This window comes from Deltaproteobacteria bacterium (assembly GCA_003696105.1).
Taxonomy (GTDB): domain Bacteria; phylum Myxococcota_A; class Polyangia; order Haliangiales; family J016; genus J016.
In genome coordinates this window covers 1-8,283 of sequence record RFGE01000210.1, presented here as the reverse complement: position 1 = coordinate 8,283, position 8,283 = coordinate 1, and the positions used below count along the sequence as shown (strand labels likewise).

General features: G+C 72.9%; 6 protein-coding genes. 5 read left to right on the top strand and 1 reads right to left on the bottom strand.

Going from position 1 to position 8,283, the window contains the following annotated elements; translation table 11 throughout:
• Window positions 1–290 precede the first annotated feature (290 nt).
• The 5 genes from D6689_14090 to D6689_14070 all read left to right on the top strand — a co-directional run bounded on the left by D6689_14090 (window position 291) and on the right by D6689_14070 (window position 5,266).
• Complete coding sequence (locus tag D6689_14090) at window positions 291–836, top strand: hypothetical protein (GenBank protein RMH40356.1); 546 nt, start codon at window positions 291–293, stop codon at window positions 834–836.
• Between the two features lie 343 nt (window positions 837–1,179).
• Complete coding sequence (locus tag D6689_14085; protein ID RMH40355.1) at window positions 1,180–1,758, top strand: CAP domain-containing protein; 579 nt, start codon at window positions 1,180–1,182, stop codon at window positions 1,756–1,758.
• Window positions 1,759–1,815: 57 nt separating this feature from the next.
• Window positions 1,816–2,772, top strand: a complete 957-nt coding sequence (locus D6689_14080; GenBank protein RMH40354.1) for a tetratricopeptide repeat protein — start codon at window positions 1,816–1,818, stop codon at window positions 2,770–2,772.
• 12 nt (window positions 2,773–2,784) lie between these two features.
• Complete coding sequence (gene dnaK, locus D6689_14075; protein ID RMH40353.1) at window positions 2,785–4,353, top strand: molecular chaperone DnaK; 1,569 nt, start codon at window positions 2,785–2,787, stop codon at window positions 4,351–4,353.
• A gap of 7 nt (window positions 4,354–4,360) precedes the next feature.
• Window positions 4,361–5,266 (top strand): GGDEF domain-containing protein, encoded by a 906-nt coding sequence (locus tag D6689_14070; protein RMH40352.1) that lies wholly within the window; start codon window positions 4,361–4,363, stop codon window positions 5,264–5,266.
• Window positions 5,267–5,475: 209 nt separating this feature from the next.
• Here D6689_14070 and D6689_14065 read toward each other — a convergent pair.
• Window positions 5,476–8,283, bottom strand: a 2,808-nt coding sequence (locus D6689_14065) for a serine/threonine-protein kinase PknK (GenBank protein ID RMH40351.1), incomplete at its 5' end; no start/stop codon positions are given.

The following is an 8,283-nucleotide window of genomic DNA, read 5'->3' as shown; positions in this document are numbered from 1 at the left end:
CGGTCGGGCGGGCTACTCGCCGGCCTGCTGCGCCGCGAGAAACTTCTTGATGCCCTGCTTCTCCTTGCGCAGGGCGGCCCGCTGCTTCTTCGTGAGCGACTGGTACAGGGACTTGAGCTCGCGACGCTGCCGGCGCTTGGTCGCACGGCGCTGTTCGCGCGACAGCTTCTTGGTGTTCGCCATGGCGCGCACACATACCACAAAATCGACCGGCGCGGTCGGCGGCGCTGTCAGGAATTGATGGCGACCGCCGCGTGCGCGCCGGGTCCGCGCATCGGATACTGTGAAGCATGCGCGAAGGACGATCCCGCTGGCCCCTGTGGCTCCTCGCCGGCGCGGGGACGCTCGCCCTGTGCGGTCACGGCGGCGGCGGTTGCGGTCATGACGACCACGACGACGACGGAGACCAGTTCATCTGCGACGGCACCGAGGATCCGGTCGCCCCGGGCACGGAGGTGTCGGGCAGCGCCTTCACGGCGCGCATCGTGCGCGCCGACCCGCCCGTGCCGACCGTGCAGGGCGCACCGGACGCGGACGGCAACCCGACCGGACTCAACACGCTCGTGCTGACGCTGGTCGACGGCGACGGTGCGCCGGTCGAGGGCGCGGTATTCGACCGCATCGAGCCGTTCACCGCCAAACACGACCACGGCACGCCGATCGTGCCCGAGTGGTCCGAGATCGGCGGGGGCGACTACGAGATCCGTTCGATCAACTACGTCCACCGCGGGCCGTGGCTGTTGAACCTCGACGTGCACGCCGGCGACACCGCCGATTCGTTGCAGTTCACGTTCTGCATCCGCGACCTCGAGGTCGAAGACGCCGGCGGCCCCTGAAACGGGTCCCGCACGACGGCGGCTGCAGCGCAGCCGCGGCAGAGCAGGGCGGCGGACCGTTCAAGTTCGAGACGCGGCTGTCCACAGTTTGCCCGGCGGCCGCGCCGCGCACTTCCGTTTTGCAATGGATTTCACCAAGATCACGTAGGGCGCTCCCGCCTTCGCTGTGGGCAACCTGTGGAGCGAGGCAACGTCTCGGCGGCGCGTGGGTGGCGCACGCCGTGGCCGGCGCAGTCCGGGGCGGTCGCGGGCCGCGTGGGGCCGGCAGGCCCCGGGCGGCGGCGCCAACTGGGCGAGTTGGCGCGATCGACCGCCTGGTACGACGCTTGTATCATCCAGCCGTATGGCCGCCATCGCCGGGATCTCGCCGAGACCGCTGACACGCGCGCGCCGCGCAGGCCTCGCCCTGACCGCCGCACTCGCGGGTCTGTGGGCGTGCGCCGGCGACATCACAGAGGATCCGCCGCGACCGGTGGCCGACGCGGGTTCGGGCGGCGCGGCGGACGCAGCGCCGGGGCAGGGCGGCGGGGCCGACGCGAGCCCCGGTTCGGCCCCGCTGTCGTCGGAGGAGCGCGCGCTGTTCGACACGATCAACGCCGAGCGCGTCGCGCGCGGGCTCGCCGCGGTCGAATTGCGCGACGACCTCGTGTGCGCCGCCGCGCGCCACTCGATGGACATCGGCACGACTGGTGAGTGCACCCACACCGGCTCGGACGGATCGAGCCCGACCGACCGCGTGGCGGCGTGCGGCGGCCCCGGGTGGTCGGGCGAGATCGTCGCGTGCGGCCAGTCGACTCCGCGGGCGGCGGTCGACGCGTGGATCGGCAGCCCGGGACACAACATGATCCTGTTCGACCCCGGCCAGCGGCGCGTCGGCGTCGCCATGCACAACCACTTCTGGACCGCGATCTTCGATCGCTGACCACCGCGTGGCAGCGTTGCTCGCCGCCGCGGCGGGGGTGTAGGATCGACGCTCACCGTGGTGTCCAGCGCGGACAGGGCCGGTTCGGAGGGCAGCGGCTCCGGCGCCGCCGCCCACTTGCGCGCGGAACTCGAGCGTCTCGCGACCGCCAATCCGTTCGAAGTGCTCGGCGTCGGGTACGACGCGGGTAGCGAACAGGTGCGCGCGGCGTTCCTCGCGCTCACCAAACGCTACCACCCGAGCCGGTTCGCGCGCGGCGAGCGCGACACCGTGCGCGCGGCCAACGAGCTGTTCCTGCGCATCAAAGACGCCTACACGCGGCTGTCCGACGACGCGCGCCGCGCGCAGATGCGCGAGCTGTTCGCCCCGGCCGCGGCCCCGGCCAGCTGCGCGTCGGCCGGCGCGCCGGAGACGCCGCCGCGGGCGCCGGCCGCGCGCCCGGCCCCCGCGGCCCCGGCGACTGCCCGGCGCGCGGCCAGCCCCCCGGAGTCGAAGACGCCGCCGGCCACCGGCACGCGCGCGGCAGCCGGCACACGCCCGGTCGCCGCGACCACGGCGCGCCGCCCGGCGCCCGCGGCCCCCGCGACCGCGCAGCGGACGGGCAGCGCGCGCCGCTCGGCGCCCGGCGCGGGCAGTACCCGGCGGCCCGTGGCCGGAACGCCGCCGCCGGCCCGCGCCGCCGCCGCGATCGCCGCCGGTCTGCAGGACACCGTGCGGCGGCGAGCCGAAGCGTACGAACAGGCGCTCGCGCAGCTCGCCGCAGGCCGCTACGCCGACGCGCGACGCGCGCTGCATCGCATCGCGGCCGAGGAGCCGCAGACCAAGAAGTACCGGGTGCAGATGCACTACGCCTGGGGCCTCGAACACGAGGAAGCGGGCCGGATCGAGGAGGCGCGTCGCGAGTTCGAGCGCGCGCTCGCCCTGGACCCGGAGTACAAGCGAGCCCACGAGGCTCTCGACCGGCTGCCCCCGGACAAAAAGGGCGGCTTGTTCAAGAAGTTCTTCGGCCGCTGAGCGCCTGTCGCGATGAGCCAACGCATCATTGGAATCGACCTCGGTACGACCAACTCCTGCGTCGCCGTGCTCGAAGGTGGCGATCCGGTCGTGATCCACAACCAGGAAGGCGGCCGCACGACGCCGTCGATGGTGTCGTGGACGGCCGACGGGGACCTCGTCGTCGGCGCACCCTCCAAGCGCCAGATGGTGACGAACCCGGCGCGCACCGTGTTCGGCGTCAAGCGGCTCATCGGCCGGCGTTTCGACGATCCGGAGGTGCAGCGGCTGCGCGAGACCGCGCCGTACGAGATCGTGGAGGCGACCAACGGCGACGCGTGGATCAAGATCGGGGACGAGGCCAAGTCGCCGCAGGAGATCTCCGCTCACATCCTCGCGAAGATGAAACAGGTCGCCGAGGACTACCTCGGCGAGGCGGTCGACGAGGCGATCGTGACGGTGCCGGCGTACTTCGACGACGTCCAGCGCCAGGCGACCAAGGACGCCGGGGCGATCGCGGGACTGCACATCCGGTCGATCCTGAACGAGCCGACCGCCGCGGCCCTCGCATACGGGGCGCACCAGGGGCACAACCAGCGGCTCGCCGTGTTCGACCTCGGCGGCGGCACGTTCGACGTGTCGATCCTCGCGATCGAATCCGGCGTGTTCGAGGTCCTGGCGACGAGCGGCGACACGGCGCTGGGCGGCGACGACTTCGACCGCAAGCTGATCGATCTGCTCGCCCGCGAGTTTCAAGAGGTCCACGGGGTCGACTTGCGCGAGGACGCGGTCGCGCTGCAGCGGCTCAAGGAGGCGGCCGAGAGGGCGAAGATCGAGCTGTCGTCGGCGATGACCACGGACGTGAACCTGCCGTTTCTCGCCGTCGGACCGAGCGGTCCATTGCATCTACAGCGCGAGATCTCGCGCGGCGAATTCGAGGCCGCATGCCGCGATTTGCTCGACCGGCTGCGCGCGCCATGCGAGGTGGCGATGAACGCGGCGCACGTGTCGCCGGCGGACATCGATCAGGTGCTGCTCGTCGGCGGAATGAGTCGCATGCCGGCCGTCCAGGAGCGCGTCGTGGACATCTTCGGCAAGGAGCCGTCGAAGAACGTCAATCCGGACGAAATCGTCGCGATGGGGGCCGCGACCCAAAGCGGCATCGTCGGCGGCGAGCTGCAGGAAGTCATCCTGCTCGACGTCACGCCGCACTCGCTCGGCATCCGCACCGCCGGTGACAAGATGTCGGTGATCATTCCGGCGAATACGACCGTGCCGACGCGCGAACGCAAGGTGTTCGCAACGACGGAGGACAACCAGGACTTCGTGTCGATCCGCGTCTACCAGGGCGAGTCCGACAAGGCGTCGGACAACCGCTACCTCGGCCGATTCGTGCTCGGCGACTTGCCCCGCGACAAGGCCGGCAGGGTCCGGGTCGAGGTATCGTTCACGATCGACGCGGACGGCATCCTCGAGGTGACGGCGAGCGAGATGTCCACCGGCAAGGCCGCGTCGGTGACAATCGAGGCAGCCAGCGGATTGTCTCAGGAGGAACTCGCGCGTCTCGGCGCGACCAGCGACCGATTCGCCGCGCGCGGATGAGGGGCCCATGGCCAAAGGGAACGACAACGCCACGCTGTTTCTGAAAAAAGGTGTCGCGCCGCCGTCGCCTCCGAAGCGCACCTACGGAGATGCGTGCCTGATCCTGTTGTATCCGCCGGGGCCCGATCTCGGGCGCCGGATTGCGCTCACGCGCGACGAGTACGTCGTCGGGCGCGTGTCGGACAACGACATCGTCGTGCCGCGGGACGCGGTGTCCCGGCGCCACGCGCGGATCGCCCAGTCCGAGGAGATGGGCTGGTACATCGAAGATCTCGGGTCGACCAACGGCAGCTTCGTCAACGACGTACGCGTGCACAAGAAGTCGCTGGCCGACGGCGATCAGGTCCGCATCGGCGACGCGATCTACAAGTTCTTGAGCGGCTCGAACATCGAGGCGGCGTACCACGAAGAGATCTACCGCATGACCATCCTGGATGGCCTCACGGGCATCCACAACAAGCGGTACTTCATGGATTTCCTCGAGCGGGAGTTGGCGGCGTCCCAGCGGCACGGCCGGCCGCTGTCGCTGGTCATGTTCGACATCGACCATTTCAAACAGATCAACGACACGCGCGGCCACCTGTGCGGCGACCACGTCCTCAAGGAGTTGGCGGCCCGCATCAAGCCGCGCATTCGCCGCGAGGATCTGTTCGCGCGCTACGGCGGCGAGGAATTCGCCGTGGTGCTGGACTCGACGGCGCTGCTCGGCGGCGTCGCGTTCGCCGAAGACCTGCGCCGGCGCGTGCGGGCGACGCCGTTCGAGTACGACGGCGAGTCGTTCCAGGTCACGGTGAGCCTCGGCGTCGCCACAGTCGACGGCGAGTCGGCGGTGACGCCGGAGGAGTTGATCGCGCGGGCCGACGAAAAGCTGTACGAGGCCAAGCGCACCGGCCGCGACCGGGTCGTCGGCTGACCGGGCGGCGCGACGCCGGTCACCCGGATGCCGGCGCGGCGGCGGCTGCGAGCGCCCGGGCGGTCCCCTTGCCCGATCCATTGCGTCGCATAATCGGCATTATGTCAACTAAATGGATCCGCCGCCCGGCCCGGCGCGATGGGCCCGTTTTCGCCGGCTTCCGCACGCGCCGCCCGGCGCCGTCCCCCAGCCGCCCGGTGCGACGCACGTCAGACCGCGAACCCCGGCAGCCACACGCCCACCATGCGCTCGACGTCCGCCACGCCGTGTCGCGCGAGCCACGCCGCCGCGTCGCGCTGCAGTGTCGCGCCGGCGTCGCCGCCTTCGAGCTGGCCGCGACGCCAGCGCGCGCACTGCCGCAGCAACCGCAAGTCGGCGCGGCTGGCGGCGTCCTCCGCGCGCCGCAAGGCGACGATCGCCCGGTCGACGTCGCCGCTCGCGTGCGCGAGCCCCGCGCGCAGCGCGTGCGCGAGCGCGCCGGCCCACCGCGACCGCTCGCGCGCGAGCCGCCGCGCCGCGCGCCGCGCGGCGTCCGCCAGCTCGGCCCGCGCCGCCGCGTCGTGGGTGGCGACCGCGGCCGCGAGCGCGAGCCGACCGCGCAGGTGCCACGCCTCGACCCGCACGTTTTCTATGCGCAGGTATTGCGACGCGCGCAGACCGGCCCACTGCTCGACCACGCGCCGGTACGACCGCGCCGGACTGCCGACGTACAGATCGTGGTTTCCGCGCGCGAGCATCGACCAGTAGTGTTGAAAGTGAAATCCGCGCTGCGACCAGCGCCGCTCGGCCGCGTCGATGTGCGCGGCGGCGTCATCGACCTCACCTGCAGCCAGCCACGCGAGGTTCGCCAGCCCGGTCTGCGCGCACGTCTCGGCGTACAGGTCGCCGCGCAGCTGCGCGTCTTCGAGCATCGCCGGCACGCGGCGGCGCACCTCGGCCAGCTCGCCGAGGAACACGAGCGCCCAGATCGCGAACAGCCGCGCGTTGGCGATCTCCCAGCCAGCGCCGACGCAGCGGTCGCGAAAGATGGGCAGCGCCCGATCGCACCGGTCGACCGTCGCCCGCCAGTCGCCCACGAGAAACGCGGCGATGCCGCCGGCGAGTTCGACGAAGCCGAGGCTCTCGTGCGCGCCCACCTCGATGGCGAGCCGCTCGGCGCGCGCCAGCAGCCGCTCGGCGCGACGCTGTCCGCGCACGCCCGCGGTCGCCGCGTGGCCGACCTCGATCGCGAGTGCGCGCACCACGCGCGACGGCTCTCCGGCGCGCAACGCGAGCGCCTGGTGGCGCGTCTGGAACGCCGCGCTGCGGATCGTGTCGACCATGCTCAACCCGCGAGCGACGCTCCAACACAGGTCGATCCGCTCGAGCACCGCATCCGGCACGGCGTCCGCCGGCCGCGCGGCGAAGCGCGTCCCGCGCAGGCGCAACAGCGCGCGCCGCCAGGCCAGCGACCACAACGCGGTCCGCGGCGTGCGCGCGAGCTTCATCCCGAGGGTCGCCAATACCTGTCGGGTCACGGCCAGGCCGTCGTCGATGTGGCCGCTCTTGAGGTACTGGTCGGCCGCGCGCGCGCGCAGCGACGCCGCCAGCGCCGGCGGCGCGCCGTCGGCGGCGGCCAGGTACGCCTCGGCCGCCGCGGGTCCGCGGGCCGCGTGCGCGAGCGCGTCGCCGAGCGCGATCCGCACCGACCGCGCATCCTGCGGCGGCAGCGCACCGAGCGACAGCGCCACCGCGTACAGCCGCGCAGCCCGGTCGAACGCCAGCGCCTCGCTCGCGCGCCGGGCGGCGTCGACCGCCGCTCGGGCCGCGCGGTCGACATCGCCCGCTTCGCGGTAGTGCTCGGCGAGCCGTTCGGGCGCCGCGCCGCCGTGCTCCTCGATCGCGCTCGCCAGTCGCCGGTGGATCGCGCGCCGCCGATCCGGCGCCATGGCGGCACACACCGCCTCGCGCACGCGGTCGTGGTACGGCTCGACCGTGGGTCCGTCGCCGGATCGAACCAGCTTGTCGGCGCACAGAGCGTCGACCGCCGCCTGCACGTCGGCGTCGGCGACGCCCGCGGCAGCCGCCGCCGTGCGCTGCGCGATCGGCGCCCCCTGGACGCAGACGACATCGAGCAACCGACGGCACGCCGGCGACTGCGCAGCCGCGCGGGCCCGCAGCGCATCGTCGAGGCGCAGCCGCGCGCGGGCGCCGCCGGATTGCGCGACGTGCCGGACGAGCGCGTCGATGAACAGCGGATGTCCATCGGCCTCGGCGGCGAGGTCGGCGGCGAGGTCGACGGGGAGCTCCGCGTCCCGCAGCAACTCGCGAGCGAGCCGCGCGGCGTCGCGCGGCGCGAGCCGATCGACGTAAATCGTGCGCACGTCGCCGGCCGCATCCAGGGCGCGCGTGCGTTCCTCGTGCCCTGAGCGGATCGTCGCGACGAGCAGCAACGGCGGCGCGTCCGGCGGCCGCACGAGGTCGGCCAGCAGCGCCAGCCCGTCGTCGTCCGCCCACTGCAGATCGTCGACCGCGATCACGACCGGGCGCGCGGTCGCGAGGCGCTCGAACAGGTCGCGGAACGCCGCGAACACGCGGGCGCGCAGTTCGAGCGGATCGCGGACCTCGTGAGCCGGCACGGGAGCGTGCGCAAACGCCTCCACGCGCCGCAGCACGGGAAACACGCGCATCAGGTGCGCGGCGTGGTGTGGGACGATCCCGGCCGCATCGACACCGGGCCCGGCGAACGCATCGGCGAGCGCGTCGACCAGCGCGTCGACGGCCTTGTACGGCACGCGCTCGCGCTCGTAGCACCGCCCCGACAGGACGAGCGGTGCGCCGTCTTCGTCGCCCAACGATTGGAGGAACGCCGCCACCAGGGCGCTCTTGCCGACGCCGCTTTCGCCGACGACGCGCGCGACCACGGGGCGGTCGCCGCCCGTCGCGTTGGCGTACGCCGCCGCGAGCTGCGCCAGGTGGCGCTCGCGGCCGATCAGCCCGCGCCGCCGGCGCGCGCCGCCAGGCGCATGGGCCGCCGG

Coding starts and splice junctions, on each gene's coding strand:
- D6689_14090 (RMH40356.1), top strand. CDS start 291: ATGCGCGAAGGACGATCCCGCTGGCCCCTGTGGCTCCTCGCCGGCGCG.
- D6689_14085 (RMH40355.1), top strand. CDS start 1,180: ATGGCCGCCATCGCCGGGATCTCGCCGAGACCGCTGACACGCGCGCGC.
- dnaK (RMH40353.1), top strand. CDS start 2,785: ATGAGCCAACGCATCATTGGAATCGACCTCGGTACGACCAACTCCTGC.
- D6689_14070 (RMH40352.1), top strand. CDS start 4,361: ATGGCCAAAGGGAACGACAACGCCACGCTGTTTCTGAAAAAAGGTGTC.